The sequence below is a fragment of the Acinetobacter sp. 226 genome (assembly GCF_048147925.1).
Taxonomy (GTDB): Bacteria; Pseudomonadota; Gammaproteobacteria; order Pseudomonadales; family Moraxellaceae; genus Acinetobacter; species Acinetobacter pecorum.
On sequence record NZ_JAYWYX010000002.1, the window covers coordinates 133,101 to 150,372 of the forward strand.

The window sequence follows — 17,272 nt, forward strand, 5'->3', positions numbered from 1 at the left end:
GGATTTATGAATATTGGGGGTTAGACTCAGCTTCATATTGTGCCAGAGCATCGTCCATACTCATGCCAGTTGGTGGCGCAGGAACATTTATCGGCTTGGCCTGTTCATAAGACACGGCTTTGGCAGCTTTGGACTTGACCTGATATTCAATGTGCAATGCTTCTTTACCAAAATAGTCACGCAATTTGGCTAAGAGTTCATCCAGTGGCGCGACCTTCCAGCTTAACCCCAGATGCAGTTCAGTGCTTGCATAGTCATAATCCAGATATAAAATCACGGGAATATGAGCGCTCATATCCACATTGGTATAAGGCATCAGAATGTGTTGCAGGTCGCGGCTAAGCGTTTTGCTGTAATGTGCCACCTGCAGGGTAATCTTGATACTATTGGCACGTTTCTGGCGGATTTCGTTCAGGCTAAAAGCTTTGGTCAGACGTCCCATCGGACGGTCAAAGCCTTCACGCTCATAGATTTCACCTTCGATTACCACGACTTTATCGAGCTGGATGACTTCTTTAAAGCGGTTAAAGCGTTCGTGATTGGCTGAAATCTCAATCCGTGCCGTACCATCATCCAGGGTCATCATCATGCGGTTCGGGAAGTTGGCAATATCCACGACTAGTCCTGCAAACACGGTGGTGACACCACGACGGGTAGGTGTCAGTTCATTGATCTGACACGGTACAAAAGCTTTCAGCTCATTACGATAGACATCAATCGGATGTCCAGTCAGATACAGACCAAGTGTATCTTTTTCACCTTTGAGGCGAACTTCATCTGCCCACGGCTTAACCGGTTTGGCAGGTTTACGCTGAACTTCCTCAACTTCACCAAACAGGTCCATGATACCGGTTTCACGGTTCTGGCGAGCCTGATCTGCAGCCTGCACTGCTTCAGGGAGCTGTGCCATCAGGTCGGCACGCTCGATGCCCAAACAGTCTAACGCACCGGCGCGAATCAAGGCTTCTAAAGTCCGTTTATTGATTTTTTTCAGGTCAATACGGTGACAGAAGTCAAACAGGTCTTTATATGGACCATCTTTTTGACGTGATTCAATCACTGACTGCATGGCCGCTTCACCGACGCCTTTAATCGCTCCTAGACCATAGACAATGGTTTTCTCATCGGGAGCATGGAACTGATAGATCGACATATTGACGGATGGTGGTAATACTTCCAGATTATTCTTGCGGCAGTCATCAATCAGGAACACGACGTTATCGGTATTCTGCATTTCCGAAGACATCACCGCTGCCAGGAACTCAGCGGGATAATGCGCTTTCAGCCATGCCGTCTGGTAAGCAACAAGTGCATAAGCTGCCGCATGCGATTTGTTAAAACCATAGCCGGCGAATTTTTCCATATAGTCGAAGATATGGTTAGCAGTAGCTTCATCAATATCTTTTTTCGCAGCACCTTCAATGAAGATCTTACGCTGCTTGACCATTTCCTCAGGCTTTTTCTTACCCATGGCACGACGCAGCAAGTCCGCGCCACCGAGGGTATAGCCGGCACAAAACTGTGCAGCCTGCATGACCTGTTCCTGATAGACCATAATCCCGTAAGTCGGCTCTAATACGCCTTCTAGCAGGGGATGCAGATATTCAAAATCACCGCCGTGCATACGGTGAATAAAGTCAGGAATCAGATCCATTGGACCCGGACGGTATAATGATACGAAAGCAATAATCTCTTCAAATTTACTTGGGCGTGCTTCTTTCAGCATCTTTTTCATGCCCACGGATTCAAACTGGAAAACCGCCGTAGTATTGGCTTCAGCAAAGACCAGATAAGCATCTTTGTCATCTAGCGGGATATAGGCAATATCCAGCGGTTTATCGCTCTGGATGCGTTTATTGATATTTTTAACCGCGTCTTCAATTACGGTCAGATTACGCAGACCCAGGAAGTCGAACTTCACCAAACCGGCAGCTTCGACATCGTCCTTATCGAACTGGGCAACACGTGCAGTACCATCGGCATCACACATTACGGCTGAGTAGTCAGTCAGTTTGGTTGGTGCAATTACCACACCACCGGCATGTTTACCGGTATTCCGGGTAATACCTTCAAGCTTCAGCGCCATTTCCCAGATTTCAGAAGCATCTTCATAATCCGGGTTGGATGGATTGGTAACCACATCTTTCAGTTGCGGTTCTGCTTCTAAGGATTCTTCCAGGCTTAAGCCCAAAGGCTTGGTCGGAATCATTTTGGAAATACGATCGGCCAGGCCGTAGGATTTACCCAGGACACGTGCAACGTCTCGAATCGCACCTTTCGCCGCCATGGTACCGAAGGTGGCAATCTGGGAAACTGCATCTCGGCCATAAGTACGGGCGACATAATCAATCACGCGGTCACGACCGGCGATACAGAAATCGACGTCGAAGTCGGGCATAGAAACACGTTCCGGGTTTAGGAAACGTTCGAATAGCAAGTCATAACGGAGTGGATCAAGGTCCGTAATTTTTAAACTATAAGCTACAAGAGAACCGGCACCTGAACCACGGCCAGGACCCACTGGTACACCATTACCCTTGGACCATTGAATGAAGTCCATTACAATCAGGAAGTAACCCGGGAATCCCATGTCCAGAATAATCTTGATTTCAAAGGCCAGACGTTCATCATAAGGTTGACGGATTTCCGGCCAGTCCTCACCACGTTGTTCAGGTGGATACAGAAAGTCTAGGCGTTCTTCCAGACCGACTTCACACAAATGGGTGAAATAACTGCCAATGGTATGACCTTCCGGAATCGGATAGTCTGGCAGGTCATTAAAGCCCAGTCGTAGGGTAACATTACAACGTCTTGCAATATGGAAGGTATTTTCAATTGCGGTTGGAATATCCGAGAAAAGCTCTACCATTTCTGTTGAGCTTTTAAAATATTGTTCAGGGCTATAGGTTTTAGGACGGCGATTGTCACCCAGCACATAACCATCTGCAATACAGACACGTGCTTCGTGCGCTTCATAATCTTCGCGTGCAATAAAGTGCACATCATTATGTGCGACTACACCGATATTATATTTTTTGGCGAGTTTGACCGCTTCTTCAATGAAAAGGTCTTCATTAGGACGACTTGTACGAGTAAGCGCTAAATATACGCGATTACCAAATTTTTCTACCCATTCCTGGAGTAAAGGTTCAGCTTTATCGGGGTTTGAGGTAATCAGCATTTTGCCGACATCAGATTGCATACCCAGCAATACAATCATGTCATCGTGTTGGTTTAATATCCAATCTTTCTGTACGCAAGGAATATCAAGCTGCTGGCCGCTAATATAACCTTCAGAGACCAGTTCAGTCAGGTTGCGCCAGCCTTTGTTGGTCATGGAAAGCAGGGTGACACGATGTTCGGCATCATTCAGGCGGATTTCAGAACCCAGAATCGGTTTAATGCCTTTATCCAGGCATTTTTTATAGAATTTGACTGCGGCATGCAGATTAGACAAATCGGTTAGCGCGAGTGCTGGCATCTCGTCATTAGCAGCAGCTTTGACCAGGTCTGGTATCCGTACGATGGATTCTGTAATCGAAAATTCTGTATGAATACCAAGATGAACAAAGTGCATAAATAAGTCCCTGCAAAAACCACTCGATAGTTTAGCACGGGATTTATTGTTTCAGTCTGAAATTGAGGGGAAATGGCTAACTTTTAGGTCGAGTTTAAATTTGATTTTTTAAGCTGATTATTTATTTAGTTGTTAGTAGATATTTTCTTTTACTTTTGACGGGTCAAAAGTAACAAAACCCCTTTATTGATCTGATGGTATATCTCTGTACCACAGATCAACAGGCGACTTCCTGTCGCTGTGGCACGTATCAAATGTGTATTCGAGTTTTTCTTTAAAATATAGAAACGAAGTGGGTAGCTATTCTGAAAACAATAAAACCCTCAAAAAGAGGGCTTTATTTACTCAGAGAATTAACTTAACGAAGTCGGGATAACCAGTCACCCACACTCTGTACAATCTGCACCAGGATCAATAATACAATGACAGTCATGATCACCACTGAGGTATCAAAACGCTGATAACCATAGGAGATTGCCAAGTCACCAATACCGCCAGCACCCACAGCACCTGCCATCGCCGTAGCTCCAATCAGGCTAATGGTGGCAGTGGTCAGGTTTAGAATCAGTGAACTATGCGCTTCCGGTAGAATAAATCTAAAAATAATCTGCATCGGTGTTGCACCCATGGCTTGTGCAGATTCGATAATACCTTCGTTGACTTCAAGCAGAGAGTTTTCTACCAGACGGCCAATATAAGGGCCGACATAAATAGTGAGTGGCACAATTGCAGCCCATGTGCCAATAGACGTTCCAACCAGAAATTTCGTCAATGGAATGACTGCAATCAGCAAAATAATGAACGGAAGGGAGCGCAGCGCATTCACAATCGGATTTAGACCATGATAAATCACACGGTTTGGTAGAATTCCATTCGGACGAGTAACTAACAGAGTAATCGCCTGAATAAAACCCCAGATACAGCCAAACAGCATCGCAAAGAACACCATGTGGAAGGTTTCTTGCAGTGCGGTCACGAACTGGTCCATCGACAGCGAGCTTTTCCAGAAAGGTGCAGTAATCGTGGTCAGCCACTGTACAATTAACTCTCTCATTCCTGTACTCCTGCCTGATCTACCTGTACGCCGTGATCTCTGAGATATTGCAATGCAGCATTAATTTCTGTGGAATTACCCAGAAGCTGAATAAACATCTGACCAATTACAGTGCCATTAATTTCAGTCATATTGGCAAACAGGATATTCAAACTGATATCAAACTGTTTGATGACGCCTTGAATCACGGTTTCCTGGGCTGAGCTGCCCAAGAACTTTAAACAGTAAATACTGTGATGATTCTGGTTTTCCAGATTATTGAGAATATTTACGGGCAGGTTTTGCTGGAGCACCGTCTGGATAAAGTTTTTCGTGGTTGGATGCTGCGGCTGACTGAAGATCTGCAGGGTAGAGCCTGTTTCAATCACGTCACCTTTTTCCATAACTGCGACATAATCACACACAGTTTCAATTACATCCATTTCATGGGTGACCATGACAATCGTAATGCCTTGTTCCTGATTAATGCGCTTGAGTAGTTGCAGTACAGACTTGGTGGTTTGCGGATCGAGTGCTGAGGTTGCTTCATCACATAATAGGATCTTTGGATGATTCGCTAAAGCACGGGCAATCCCGACACGCTGCTTCTGACCGCCAGACAGTTCATCTGGAAAAGCATTGCGTTTATGTTTCAGGTCAATGAATTCCAGTAGTTCCTCAAGACGCTTTTCCCGTTCAGATTTTTTCCACCCGAGCAGCTTCATTGGCATTTCAATATTGGCAGCAACCGTTTTGGTCTGCATCAGGTTAAAGTGCTGGAAAATCATGCCGATCTGGGTACGTTCCTGACGCAATGATTTGGCATCCAAAGCAGTAAAATCTGTACCATTAATCATCACCCGGCCTGAAGTTGGTCGTTCCAGCAGGTTAATCAGGCGAATCAGGGTGCTTTTACCGGCACCACTGTAGCCAATAATGCCAAAGATACTACCAGTCGGAATCTGCAGGTTGACCCGGTTCAGGGCATGTAAGGTCTGGCCCTTCAGCTCATACTGTTTGGAGATGTCTTTAAATTCAATCATAGTGTCAAATACTGCATCACGTATAAAAAAACAGGCAAGTTATCCTTGCCTGTTTTGAGTATTGATTATTGTATTACTTCGCTTCGGTCAAATAAGTTACCGGTTTGTTTACCGCAACTTTTGTACCGCCAAAGTGTTCATCAACATAGGCTTTCACAGCAGGAGTATGATACAACTGGCCAACTTTTTGAAGTACAGGATCATTTTGACGATCGGCTGCAACGGCTAAAACGTTCACGTTCATTTTGGTGCTTTGATCAATGGCTTCATAGTAAATCGCATCTTTCAGTACGTTCAGACCACCTTCCATTGCCAGGGTATTACCCAGAACAATCGCATCGACTTCGTCTTTTACACGTACTGCTGTTGCCATTTGAATTGGCTTGATGACGATCTGTTTCGCGTTTTCAGTAATATCAGCAGGCGTACCTTTAACCAGATCAAAGTTTGGTTTAAGTTTTACCAGACCTGCAGACTGTAAGAGTAACAGTGCGCGTGATTCATTTGCGCCGTCATTAGGAATGGCAATTGTAGCGCCAGTTTTAAAGTCTTCTACTTTTTTCACTTTACTTGAGTAAATCCCCATTGGCTCAAGATAGGTTGTAGAGAGGGGCGCGATCTTTTGTGTATTGGCATCGTTATAAGCCACCAGATAGGCATAAGACTGGAATGCGTTGACATCAATTTCTTTATTGGCGACAGCATTGTTCATTGCAACATAGTCAGTGAAGTTTTTCACATCCAGCTTGATGCCAGCTTGCTTGGTTTCAGGGAGGGTCGCGATATAACGCCATACGTCAGCGTCTGAACCAGTCGATGCCATGGTCACGGTTTGCAGTTCACCTGAGTCTTTGTTTTGTGCTGCATCCGTTGCAGGGGCTTCTTGTTTTCCGCATGCAGTTAAAGTCAATACAGATGCACTGAGTAAAACGCCAAGTAGCTTTTTCATAAGGATGTCCTAACTTTCATATTGCCTAAAGTATATGCAGTGCAATGTGATAATAAAGTGGAGATTTATTAATCACTGTATGAATGATGAGGCACGACGAAGTTGTTATTATTCGTAGCATCAGCATTTGCATCACTTGTAAATTCAGTGCAAGTTATGGTCTTTAAAGCTTGAACTATTGAGGAGAGAAAATAGAAAACCAAGCTTAAAGTCTGCATTGACTTGTCCTGAGCATGTCAGCATCTTAGCAATAAATATTTATGCAATATAGTGCATAAAGTTAGGCTGCTTATATGGAATTTGGGATAGTAATTTGAGTGTTTTATAAAAATATCAATAAATACAATATATTATTAAATTTTAATTTGTTATCTACTTGATATATGTATAAAAAACCGCCTTTATAATATTTTATCTAATATAAATCACATATTTGGATATAAATAGTAAATAAAAGGTGAATGTGTGATTTTAAACATGAATAATACAATAATTGCGATGTCTTACTCATGTTTACCATAATTTTAGTTTGCCGCTAAAAATTGGAAGGGTTGAGTCACTTGGAAATTTGCGTTGGCTTTACCTGAGTAAGTCGTGGACTGATCAGGCCCTAAGCTTAACTTTTTGCTTTGACCATCATTAAAGTTAATCTCTTTGAGATCGACCCAAAAGACATTGGGTGACACGGCAGATTCAAAGAAATATAAACTGCGTTTATGGTCGACCACAGTACGCCAACGAGTTGATGAAATATTTGGTTCTTCTGCGGTATTTAAGCCAAAAGGTACAGAAGCATTACGAATAACACTAAAAACACTGGCCAGTGCATGTTTGCCATCGGCTTTTTTAGGGATTGCATTGATATAAAATGAAGCACGTGCAAAACGGTCTGCCGCTCGATTGGTCCCTGGGAGCATCACCGTTCCGCCAATTTGTTTCCAATATTGGTTTAATGCCAGTTGTTGATCAAAGGTCGGAGAGTTGGTCATCACTTGGTACTGGCGACTGTGATGAATGACTTGTTTGCCTTTAATGTACTCAATAATGGCACTGTCTCCAGTGGCATCTGAAATAGACAAATGAAGTGTCGCTAAGCGATTTTCGCCGGGAACTTGATCAGTAACTACTGTAAAAGGTTCTTTTTCTAAAAATCTAACCGCTTCTTCAACTGTGGCAAAGTTATCTAAAACATATTGTGCCCAAAGTGAAATACTTAAAGTAGCTTGATTCTTCTTCGTTGACTTTGGATATTCAGATTCGACTAACCATAATAAATTGGCAGATAACCCTTTTTCATTGACACCATCTGTTGTGGCAATGTCATAGCCTGTAGTCACAACGCTGCCATATTTGGCTGTCCACTTAATAGAACGAGGTCCTGCAAGACCGTTGCGTTTGACATTATTGGGCAGTATCCAAATATTTGATGCGACATCGACTTTCCAGTCCATTGAACGTGCTGTCATGATCTGTTGTTCATCACCTAAATACACAACGCGGGTACATGCCATAGCAACCTCGGACATTAGGAATAAACTAGTGAGAAAGAAAGTTTTTTTCATCATATTTTTCATATAGCTGCCTTGTATTTATTGTTGCTAAGATAGTATATCGACTTCATACAACGCTGTTCAGTGTGAGTATTGTTGCAGTAGTACAGCTAAACGTTTATTGATGTCTTAGGGTTTAACAAAATGGAATATGCAAATAATCTGAGCGCATTTTTTCATACAGTACATGTTTAGACAATGGATGATCTTTTGGTACGAATGGATGCTCAAATTCACGAACCATTTCCATACCAATTTTTTGCATGACATGTTCTGAAGGTGTATTGATGCTTGCGGTAAATGAAATGACTTTCTCGAGTCGCAGGTTTCTAAAAGCATATTTCAGTACGGCTTTTGCACCTTCGGTGGCATAACCTTGTTGCCAATATTGTGGCAGTAAACGCCAACCAATTTTAGGGGCATCGGCTATTTCAAATTCAGGTGGATGTACGTGTAGTCCAATAAAGCCAATAAATTCGCCTGTGCTTTTGAGTTCTACGGCAAATAAGCCCCAACCGCGTTTTTTAATATCTGCTTTGATACGTTCTAGAAAGGCAGTGGCTTCTGTGGCATCGAGTTTTTTCAGGAAGTAGCGCATGACGTGATCGTCTGCACACATTTGTATAAATGGGGCTGTGTCGGAGTCTTGCCATTGGCGGAGGATAAGGCGAGGGGTTGATATATTGATCATATTTCTTTCAAAATTGTGGTTACACTATTTAAATAATTAATTTTAAATTTATTTAATTCAAATTATAACAAGTGTAATAGTGAAGACTAAAATCATAAAAGACTTAACCGTAGGTTATCTAGTTATTATTATTATCATGTCAATTATAACCTACTTTTTAATCTATCCATTAGCAATCGATAAGGGTGCAGCCATAGCAACGATGTTTGGTTGGTCAGCAGGTCTTTTTGCGCCATTATCTGCTTTTGTTTTACTAAACGCTTGGAAAGAGCAAAATAATTTTATGGTTAAACGGGATCTAATGATTGATGCATTGGAATATTTGGATGAGGCGACTAGAGCAATAGGACAAATATATTGGTTGATTTATATAAATGAAACTAAAAATTATTTTTATCCTTACAATGAAAAAAATATACCTTTAGACCTACATAAATTTATTATGGATGAACACACAATTTTTGTAAAAAATTTAGGTAAATTTCAAAAAGTTGCATTGAGGATTTTAGATAATGCCAAGTCCAAGGAGTTTGATGATCTATATGAAATCTTGAATAAACTACATGATGAAATTATCTATGCTTTAGATATGAAAAATAAAAAAATTAAAGTCGATATTCAGACCTATGATGATAAATTTCCATATTTATATGATTACTATCATGATCTTCTTAAAAAGAAAGAAAATTATGAAAAACTAGCTAAAGATTATCTTATTGCAAAATAAGAAAAACCCCGAACGAATCGGGGTTTTTCTTAATCAAAATTAAGATTAAGTATTTTCACGAGCAATGGCACGGTAACCAATATCTTTACGGTATTGAACACCGTCAAACGTCACTTTTTCGCAAAGTTCTAACGCTTTTGCTTGTGCTTCACCAATCGTATTACCGAGTGCTGTCACACAAAGCACACGACCGCCAGCAGTCACAATGTCACCATTCTCAAGTGCTTTCGTACCTGCATGGAAAACTTTCGCATCAGTCATTTCAGTGTCTAAGCCTGAAATTACATCACCATTGCTTGAAGTTTCTGGGTAGCCCTTAGACGCAAGTACGATACCTACAGTTTTGCGTTCATCCCATTCAGCTTCAGCAGGAAGTTTACCTTCGATACCCGCTTGAACCAAATCAACCAAAGATGATTTAAGACGCATCATGATCGGTTGGGTTTCAGGGTCGCCAAAACGACAGTTAAACTCGATTACTTTTGGTTGACCTTTGTCGTCAATCATCAAGCCAGCATATAAGAAACCAGTATAAACGTGACCGTCTTTTTTCATACCTTCAACGGTAGGACGCATCACTTCATTCATGGTTTTTTCAAAGACTTCAGCTGTTACGACAGGCGCAGGTGAGTAAGCACCCATACCACCAGTGTTAGGACCTTGGTCGCCTTCAAAAATACGCTTATGGTCTTGCGAAGTCGCCATTGGCAAGATGTTGTCGCCATCGATCATACAAATGAAAGATGCTTCTTCACCTGCAAGGAATTCTTCGATCACAACACGAGAACCTGCATCACCAAACTTGTTGCCTGCAAGCATGTCATCAATGGCATCGAATGCTTCTTGATTGGTCATTGCAACGATTACACCTTTACCCGCAGCAAGACCATCAGCCTTGATCACAATTGGCGCACCATTTTTCTCAACAAATGCTTTCGCTGCGTCTACTTCAGTAAATACGTCATAGAAAGCTGTTGGAATGTTGTGGCGTTTAAGGAAGTGCTTGGCAAAAGCCTTAGAGCCTTCAAGCTGTGCAGCAAACTGCGTTGGACCCCAAATTTTTACATCCGCTTCACGGCAAGCATCAACCACACCATTTACGAGTGGTGCTTCAGGGCCGACAATAATCAGTTCAACTGCATTGTTTTTGGCAAAATCAATAATCGCAGGGTTGTCGAGAATGTCTAAAGCGACATTTTCACATTTATTTTCAGTTGCAGTACCTGCATTACCTGGCGCTACAAAAACTTTTGTAACTTGATCGTCTTGTGCGATTTTCCACGCCAATGCATGCTCACGACCGCCACTACCCAAAACTAAAATGTTCATCTTTAGAATAATCCTCGAAAATGAAATTCCCAAAGCCTAATTCGGCTTAAAAATCATTAACATCTTAACGCAAGATGCAAATCAATACAGACATAATAAACCCCCCTTATAGAAAGGAGGGCTTATTTTAAAATTTTACAACTTAGTGGCGGAAATGACGCATGCCAGTGAACACCATTGCAATACCAGCCTCGTCAGCTGCAGCAATTGTTTCTTCGTCACGCATAGAACCACCTGGTTGGATAATGCACTTGATACCTGCTTTTGCAGCGTTATCAATACCATCACGGAATGGGAAGAATGCATCAGATGCCATTACTGCACCTTCAACCACTAAGCCTGCATGCTCAGCTTTGATCGCAGCAATACGAGCAGAGTTAACACGGCTCATTTGACCTGCGCCCACACCAATCGTTTGGCGGTTTTTCGCATAAACAATCGCATTAGATTTCACGTATTTCGCCACTTTCCAAGCGAAGATCATGTCGTCAATTTCTTGCTCAGTTGGTGCACGTTTGGTCACAACTTTAAGGTCATCTTTCGTGATCATACCCAAGTCTTGATCTTGAACTAACAAACCGCCGTTTACGCGCTTGTAGTCAAGTTGTGTAGCACGTTCATCAATCTTCGGAAGTTCACCACATACCAGGACACGAACGTTTTTCTTCGCGCCAGTGACTTCAAGAACGCCTTCAGCAATGCTTGGCGCAATGATCACTTCAACGAATTGACGGTCAACAATCGCTTGTGCAGTTTCAACGTCTAATTCACGGTTGAATGCAATGATGCCGCCGAATGCAGATTCTGGATCAGTTGCATAAGCAAGATCGTAAGCTGCTTTGATACCGTCTAGAGACACCGCAACGCCACATGGGTTAGCGTGCTTAACGATCACACAAGCAGGTTTCGCGAATGATTTAACACACTCAAGGGCAGCATCAGTGTCCGCAATGTTGTTATAAGATAATTCTTTACCTTGTAACTGTTTTGCAGTTGATACAGATGCTTCAGTTGCGGCTGGATCTACATAGAAAGCAGCAGATTGATGCGGGTTTTCACCGTAACGTAAATCTTGAGCTTTATTTAACTGTGTGTTGAAGGTACGCGGGAATTTATCCGCTTGACCTTCTTCTTTACCTACGCGAGCGCCTAAGTAAGATGCAATCATGCCGTCATATTGTGCAGTATGTTCAAATGCTTTCACTGCCAGGTCAAAACGGGTTGCATAAGATAAAGCACCTTCCGCTTTAAGCTCAGCGACAACTGTTGCATAGTCAGATGCATTTACCACGATACCTACAGAAGCATGGTTTTTCGCAGCTGCACGAACCATTGTTGGACCACCGATGTCGATGTTTTCAATCGCATCAGCAAGTGAACAGTTTGGTTTTGCTACCGTTGCAGCAAATGGATAGAGGTTAACAACAACAAGATCGATCGCATCGATATTGTGTTCAGCCATCACAGCTTCGTCTAGACCACGACGAGCCAGGATGCCACCATGAATTTTCGGATGTAGCGTTTTAACACGGCCGTCCATCATCTCTGGGAAACCAGTGTGCTCCGAAACTTCAACTACAGCGACATTATTGTCTTTCAACAATTTGTAGGTACCACCTGTAGATAAAATTTCTACCCCTAGAGCAGCAAGTTCTTGTGCAAATTCAACAATACCAGTCTTGTCAGACACAGAGATTAAAGCGCGTTTAATAGTCATGATCTTCGTCACAGTTTTCAAGGAACAGATTAAATCTAAATAGCTAATTTACAGTCAAAAAAAATGCCTGCGGAAGCCGCAAGCATTTTATCATTTATTCACTCATTAAACCGTGAGCTTTTAACTTTTTACGTAAAGTACCACGGTTGAGTCCGAGAATCTCGGCAGCACGTGTTTGGTTACCACGTGTATATTCTAGAACTACAGATAGAAGAGGTTTCTCCATTTCTGCCAGCACCATGTCGTATACCTGAGATGGTTGCTCGCCTTGTAGTTGCGCAAAATAATGGCGAACTGCGCGATCTACGTGGATACGTAAAGCAACATCAGATTGTGCAGTAAAAATAGGAGATTTGCTATTCATGCGAATTAATCCGAAAAACAAATATCACTTGGGTAAAGTGATATAAAAAGTGGTCTAGAAATTGAAATGAACTCCGCTTTAGATCCTAAAACCGGAGTTCTAAAACTTAATCATTGCATTGAGCCAATAGCTTGACACATCTCAACGTTTTGGTCGAAAAATAAGCGTAACAATAGTTAAAGTTTTGTTACAGACCAAAATCAAAACAAAAAAATCTGCACGATACGCAATAAATTTTATAGCGCATTAGGCAAGACTGTATTTGTTGTGAAAAAGTCGCGAGGAGTTGCAGCACATAGCTTTCGTGGCGCGTATCATACCATTGTCTAAGCAAAAGTGAGCAAGAAAACTGCATTTTTTTTAATTTTTTTTAACTTTTTAATACTTTCTCGGCAGATTAAGGGCGAATTATTTCCAAAGTATAACGATCAAAGCTTTTGCGATCGACTGGAAGCTGAAATTTGAATTTAAACGGGCTATTTTTCGGGATGCGTTTGATATTAACCAGACTTTCAACCAGATATTCTTCTGAAGATAAATTGTAAGTTGCAATAACTTCACCGCGGCGTTCCAGATTAATTCTTAAAATCGGTAAGGCCAGGCTACGGTCATGGAAATTGATCAGCTCACCGCTCAGTTCAGTTTGATTTTTAGCAGTGGCTTTAAGTTTGACTTTATTGGTCTGAATCAGCGTATAGTATTCTTCCAGATTGGAACAATTAAACACGTCACATGTACTATTAAAAACCAGACTCATAACATGGCTGTTTTTAATATATTGCGGATTGAACCAGAAAAATTGAAACAGTAGCAGGCTAAACAGTAAAAGATTGATCAAGCTCCAACTTATATAGTACAGAGGCCCGTGCTTGGTTTGTTTGTTTGGCTGATCTTCCCAGATCATGCTTGGCAGTGCCGAAATCGGCTCGGTACTAAAATAATTCAGGTTATTTAAATAAGTTTGCAGATCAATATTAGAATGTTCAACTTTCTGATCAAAGATCTGTAGCAAACTATGACGATGATGTTGCTGTTCAGGATAGTAATCACCTGAGCTGTTTTCAATGTCAGTTTTGCCAGCTTCGTTCGAGTTTGGTTGAGATTGAGCAGTTGGGGTAGTGACCGAATTTCGGGCTTCGGTCACCAAATGCGATAAGGCATTAAAGGAAGTTGTACATTTTGGACAGCAAACCATACCCTGCGCAACGGTAAGTTGAGCAACTGTGACCTTGTAAATAGTGGAACAGGTAGGGCAATAGGTTCTTTTGTCACTCATGGATTATTTATAGGCTCATTCATTCTTATGGCGTTTACCCGAGATGCGGCACCAGTGCTCGTCTCGTTTTTCTACCTCTAATATATCAAAATAATTTGAGTAAATGCTAGTAACATCAGCCACTTGCTCTTCAATCACTCCTGCAAGTGCGAACTGCCCCTCAGATTTGATTAAAGTTGCGAACTCAGGAGCCAACATCATTAGCGGTGCTGCCAGAATATTGGCAACAAATACGTCAGCTTTGGTAGTACCGAGTTCTTCTCGAAATTCTTCTGGCAAGCCGACATAAAGTTTATCCAGAACGCCATTCAGCTCAGCATTTTGCTGGGTGGCCAGTACCGCTTGTGGGTCGATATCAGTGGCATATGCTTTTTTTGCACCTAATAGCAGTGCAGCTACCGCGAGAATACCTGAGCCACAACCGTAATCGATGACGATTTTATCTTTTACATCAATTTTGCCTAACCATTGTAAGCATAAAAAAGTTGACGCATGGTTACCTGTTCCGAAAGCCAGACCCGGATCAAGCTTGATGTTTACCGCATCCGCTTCAGGTGCCTCCATCCACTCTGGCACGATCCAGTATTTTTCAGCAATCTGAATGGGTTCATAAGCATCCATCCAGGTGCGTTCCCATGCCTGGTCTTCAATTAACTCATGATGGATCGGCGCATCTGGCAATTGTGTACGGATAAAAGTTTCCAGTGCAGCAACATCAATTTCTTCGCCGTCTTCCTGTGCATAAATACCGGTTACAATCACTTTATTCCAAAGTGGTGTTTCACCTGGAAGGGGTTCCAGCAAATCCTGGTTTTCAGCATCATCCAATGTTACACTCACTGCACCCAGGGAGCTGAGTAATGTCTCAGTAAAATCAACCTGAGCCTGTTCAACCGTAATATGAATTTGTAACCACTTCACAGAAATAACCTTTATACATTTTTTAAAAAAGCTATTGTAGCGGAAGTTCGGAATCAACGCTGCTATCTTCTTGCTCCTGACCTAAAATAAAAAAGGATGCCTGACGCATCCTTTTAAAGGTTCCAGACCTGCTTTAATCCAGTGTGGTAACTGGTTTTTGTGCAGGAAGTGGGGCAAGCCGATTTAACAAGCTGCCAAAAATTGCAGCGAAGATATACATAAAAATAGAATAAACTGCAGCCGGCATTGCCACAGCGGCACTGCCAATCACTGTCAGGGCAATCGTCATTGCAAGGGTGCTGTTATGGATACCAATTTCAAATGCACTGGCACGGGCTTGTGCACTGTTAATATTGAGCAGTCGCGGGATGAGATAACCAATTCCAAGGCTCAGTATGCAGAACAACGCAGTTGCCAAGCCAACCTGGGTCAGGTATTCACCAATATTGCTGCGCTCTTTGATGAGTGTGGCAATAATAATCAAGACCAAAAAGCCAATGGAAAATATGCGCAGTGGGCGATTCAGTTTTGCGGTCACGCCTGGGGCATAATGTCGAATCAGCATGCCAATTCCCACCGGAATCAGGATGATCGCAAAGACTTGCAGAATCTTGCCGAATTGCAGGCCAACCTGCTGACTATCCTGCAGGAAATGCATGATTGAAAAATTAATAATTAGAGGCAGGGTAATGGCTGCAATGACCGAATTGATAGCAGTCAGAGTAATATTAAGAGCTAAGTCACCTTTAAACAGGTAACTAAACAGGTTAGCGGTCGCACCTCCAGGAGAAGCTGCCAATAGCATGAGTCCAACCGAAAGCAGTGGCGGTAAAGCGAACAGCTTGCAGAGCAAAAATGCAATTCCTACCAGAACGACCAGTTGGCAGAAAAGAGCGATAAATACCGCTTTGGGATGACGCGTTACACGACTAAAGTCCCGAGGCGTCAGTTCAAGGCCAAGCCCCATCATGATGATTGCAAGTGCCAGCGGTAGTAATATAGTTATAAGGCCAGAATCCATCTGTATGCTCCTTGTCGATTTTTTTAATATTGTTGATTTTCTTTGGAAAAGAATACCGTGCTAATTAAACATTAATCAATAAGCTTATAAATCTGATAAACGAGTTTTTTTGTTGTAAACCACTTGTTGGCGGCTCAACAGCACACCGAAAATAGCTGCGAAACTATACATGAAAATCGTATAGATCCCTGCCGGAATGGCCATAGTGACATTATTCAGCACCGAAATCGCAATTGTCAGGGCAATCGCTGTATTATGAATGCCGATTTCAAAGGTACAGGCGCGCGCCATTTTCTCTGGAATGCCCATTAATAAAGGAATGCAATACCCTATAAACAGGCTGGAAAAACATAGAATTGCAGCTGCCGCCCCAATACTGGCAAAGTATTCCACCAAATTAAAACGTTCTCTGAAAATGGCGAAGATTACCAGTATCGCTAAAAAACTGATGGAGACTAGGCGCATGCGCTTGCTGACGGTAATGGATAAATTTGGAAATTTGTCTCGGAGTAGCATTCCGATAATTACCGGAATTAAGGTAATTAAAAAAACCAGAACAATCTTTTCGACTGGAAAAGCCACATTGGAATCATGACTCAAGAAATAATGTAAAGACAGGTTGATAATGAAAGGTAAAGTAAAAATAGAAATGAGGGTATTAATAGCTGTAAGGGTAATATTAAGTGCAACATCACCTTTATATAGATAGCTGAACAAGTTCGCTGTCGGACCACCCGGTGAGCCAGCCAGAATCATCAGGCCTACCGCAAGTAAAGGTGATAAATCCAGAATCAGACAAATAAAAAAAGTAAGGCTGGGTAATAGTATTAACTGCGCAAATAAAGTAATAAAAATAACTTTAGGATAGCGGCTTAATCGCAAAAAATCTTTGAGGGTTAGCTCTAGTCCTAGTCCCATCATCATGATTGCCAATGTAATTGGCAAAAAAATGCTAAAAAACCCCGAATCCATGTATTTGCCTTTTTATTATACATTTCTCTGCACACGACAAAAAAATCATCCCCACCCGATTTTCATAGGTTTAGGGGTTAAAAAGCTAACTAACTGTCGAAA

Annotated in this window: 14 protein-coding genes; 1 reads left to right on the top strand and 13 read right to left on the bottom strand. The window is 42.0% G+C overall.

Going from position 1 to position 17,272, the window contains the following annotated elements:
- Positions 1-4: 4 nt before the first annotated feature.
- The 6 genes from dnaE to VXP95_RS01450 all read right to left on the bottom strand — a co-directional run bounded on the left by dnaE (position 5) and on the right by VXP95_RS01450 (position 8,843).
- Entirely contained in the window at positions 5-3,577 is a 3,573-nt protein-coding gene (gene dnaE, locus VXP95_RS01425; RefSeq protein WP_416711240.1) for a DNA polymerase III subunit alpha, read from the bottom strand.
- Between the two features lie 358 nt (positions 3,578-3,935).
- Positions 3,936-4,631: a methionine ABC transporter permease gene (locus VXP95_RS01430; protein WP_416681059.1), complete on the bottom strand. Its 696-nt coding sequence runs from the start codon at positions 4,629-4,631 to the stop codon at positions 3,936-3,938.
- Positions 4,628-5,653, bottom strand: coding sequence for a methionine ABC transporter ATP-binding protein (locus tag VXP95_RS01435; RefSeq protein ID WP_064095982.1), 1,026 nt, complete (start codon positions 5,651-5,653; stop codon positions 4,628-4,630). Before VXP95_RS01435 ends, VXP95_RS01430 begins: the two co-directional genes overlap by 4 nt.
- 73 nt (positions 5,654-5,726) lie before the next feature.
- Positions 5,727-6,602: a MetQ/NlpA family ABC transporter substrate-binding protein gene (locus tag VXP95_RS01440; protein WP_064095983.1), complete on the bottom strand. Its 876-nt coding sequence runs from the start codon at positions 6,600-6,602 to the stop codon at positions 5,727-5,729.
- Between the two features lie 524 nt (positions 6,603-7,126).
- Positions 7,127-8,176 carry a linear amide C-N hydrolase gene (locus VXP95_RS01445; RefSeq protein WP_416681062.1) on the bottom strand — a complete coding sequence of 350 codons (1,050 nt, stop codon included), beginning with the start codon at positions 8,174-8,176 and terminating at the stop codon, positions 7,127-7,129.
- 112 nt (positions 8,177-8,288) lie between these two features.
- On the bottom strand, positions 8,289-8,843 hold the full coding sequence (locus tag VXP95_RS01450; RefSeq protein WP_416711241.1) for a GNAT family N-acetyltransferase: 555 nt from the start codon (positions 8,841-8,843) through the stop codon (positions 8,289-8,291).
- 79 nt (positions 8,844-8,922) lie between these two features.
- Here VXP95_RS01450 and VXP95_RS01455 point away from each other — a divergent pair, with 79 nt between their 5' ends.
- Positions 8,923-9,570, top strand: a complete 648-nt coding sequence (locus VXP95_RS01455; RefSeq protein ID WP_416681064.1) for a hypothetical protein — start codon at positions 8,923-8,925, stop codon at positions 9,568-9,570.
- Between the two features lie 45 nt (positions 9,571-9,615).
- Here the strand turns inward: VXP95_RS01455 and purD are convergent, their stop codons facing one another.
- The 7 genes from purD to VXP95_RS01490 all read right to left on the bottom strand — a co-directional run bounded on the left by purD (position 9,616) and on the right by VXP95_RS01490 (position 17,170).
- Positions 9,616-10,899: a phosphoribosylamine--glycine ligase gene (gene purD, locus VXP95_RS01460; RefSeq protein WP_416681065.1), complete on the bottom strand. Its 1,284-nt coding sequence runs from the start codon at positions 10,897-10,899 to the stop codon at positions 9,616-9,618.
- 142 nt (positions 10,900-11,041) lie between these two features.
- Positions 11,042-12,616 carry a bifunctional phosphoribosylaminoimidazolecarboxamide formyltransferase/IMP cyclohydrolase gene (purH, locus tag VXP95_RS01465; RefSeq protein ID WP_191731349.1) on the bottom strand — a complete coding sequence of 525 codons (1,575 nt, stop codon included), beginning with the start codon at positions 12,614-12,616 and terminating at the stop codon, positions 11,042-11,044.
- Positions 12,617-12,710: 94 nt separating this feature from the next.
- A complete protein-coding gene (gene fis / locus VXP95_RS01470; RefSeq protein ID WP_001086304.1) occupies positions 12,711-12,980 on the bottom strand; it encodes a DNA-binding transcriptional regulator Fis in 270 nt (89 codons plus the stop codon).
- Between the two features lie 397 nt (positions 12,981-13,377).
- The gene (locus tag VXP95_RS01475) at positions 13,378-14,256 is read right to left on the bottom strand and encodes a DUF3426 domain-containing protein (RefSeq protein ID WP_416711242.1); all 879 of its coding nucleotides are present in this window, start codon (positions 14,254-14,256) and stop codon (positions 13,378-13,380) included.
- A 15-nt stretch (positions 14,257-14,271) separates the two neighbouring features.
- The gene (gene prmA, locus VXP95_RS01480) at positions 14,272-15,177 is read right to left on the bottom strand and encodes a 50S ribosomal protein L11 methyltransferase (RefSeq protein WP_416681066.1); all 906 of its coding nucleotides are present in this window, start codon (positions 15,175-15,177) and stop codon (positions 14,272-14,274) included.
- 133 nt (positions 15,178-15,310) lie between these two features.
- Positions 15,311-16,198 (bottom strand): bile acid:sodium symporter family protein, encoded by an 888-nt coding sequence (locus VXP95_RS01485; RefSeq protein WP_416711244.1) that lies wholly within the window; start codon positions 16,196-16,198, stop codon positions 15,311-15,313.
- An 84-nt stretch (positions 16,199-16,282) separates the two neighbouring features.
- Complete coding sequence (locus tag VXP95_RS01490; RefSeq protein ID WP_416711246.1) at positions 16,283-17,170, bottom strand: bile acid:sodium symporter family protein; 888 nt, start codon at positions 17,168-17,170, stop codon at positions 16,283-16,285.
- Between the last annotated feature and the right edge of the window lie 102 nt (positions 17,171-17,272).